1 protein-coding gene is annotated in these 1,358 nt (G+C 69.0%); it reads right to left on the minus strand.

What is annotated here, in order from left to right; genetic code table 11:
* Positions 1–36: 36 nt before the first annotated feature.
* Positions 37–1,286 (minus strand): IS3 family transposase gene (locus ACFY2Z_RS41690; RefSeq protein WP_390749204.1). Its coding sequence is split into 2 segments (ribosomal slippage): positions 37–950 and positions 950–1,286, totalling 1,251 coding nucleotides; the frame shifts between segments, so codons are not numbered across the junction.
* Positions 1,287–1,358 lie beyond the last annotated feature (72 nt).

Here is a 1,358-nt window from a genome sequence, read left to right on the forward strand (position 1 = left end):
GGGCCTTCCCCCGTGATGGTGGACACGGTGCGTTGATCACGCGGCGAGCGTGAGCTTAGCCGCGTGGTGTCGGCGTTCGTATTCGTTGGGGCTCAGTTGACCGTTGGCGGAGTGCCGGCGGCGGGTGTTGTAGCGGGCCAGCCAGGCGAAGACCGTCCTTCTGCAGGTGCCGGCGTCGCCGTAGTCGCGGGCGCCTTGGAGGGTCTCGCGTTTCAGGGACGCGTGGAAACTTTCGCAGGCCGCGTTGTCCGCGCTGGTGCCGACCGCACCCATCGACCTGGTGACCCCGAGCTGGTCACAAAGGTCAGCGAAGGCCCGGGATCCGTACTGGGCTCCATGATCGGAGTGGAACACCGAGCCGGCCAGACCGCCGCGGGTCGCGGCCGCCATCCGCAGTGCGTCGGCGACCAGGCCGGTGCGCATGTGGTCGGCGATGGACCAGCCGACGACCTTGCGGCTGAAGCAGTCCAAAACGGTCGCGAGATAGAGGAACTCCCCGCCTGCGAGCGGGAGATAGGTGATGTCACCCATGTATTTTCGCCCCGGCCCGGTGGCGGTGAAGTCCCGCTGGAACAGGTCCGGAACCGGTGAGGCTGCCGGGTCCGCGACGGTGGTGCGGACGCGTCTGCGCAGGCGGATGCCGGTGATGGAGAACGTCCGCATCACCCGGGCGATCCGCTTCTCGTTGACCCGCAGTCCCTTCTCCCGGAGCTCGGCGGTCACCCGTGGGGAGCCGTAGGCGCCGCCGGACTCGCCGTGGACCTCGCGGATCCTCGCCGCCAGGAGCCGGTCCTCGCGTAGTCGTGCCGCCCTCGCCTGTCTTCCGGCGAGCCACTTGTAGTAGCTGGACCGGTTCAAGTCCAGGACCGCGCAGAGCCGCTTCACCTCGTAGGTGTCCCGGTGGTCGTCAACGAACTGGAAGCGGCTCATCACCAGTTCGTCTCCCCGGCGAAATACTTGGCCGCCTTGCGGAGTATGTCCCGCTCGGTAGCCAGCTTCCGCTCACTCGCCTCGAGCTCGGCCACCCGGGCTTCCAGCTGCCGGATTCGCTCGTCCGGGTCGGTGACCGACGCGGCCTGGCCGGCCCGGGCCGGAGCCGTGCCGCCCGTCGGCGGGGCGGCCGGGGCGACGCCGCGGTGGTCGCGGTCCCGCAGCACCCACTCACGCAGGGTGGCCCGGTTGATGCCCAGGTCGGCGGCGATGCTCTTGTACGTCGCCCCGGGTGTGGACTCGTACAGGGCCACGGCATCGGCCTTGAACTCGTCCGAGTAGTCCTTCATCGCCATCGGCGGGGTTCTCGCTTCCTCCGGATCAAGCAGATCCAGTATCAGCGTGTCCACCACTCAGGGGGAGGCCCC

The organism is Streptomyces sp. NPDC001222 (assembly GCF_042896945.1).
Classification (GTDB): Bacteria; Actinomycetota; Actinomycetes; order Streptomycetales; family Streptomycetaceae; genus Streptomyces; species Streptomyces gibsoniae.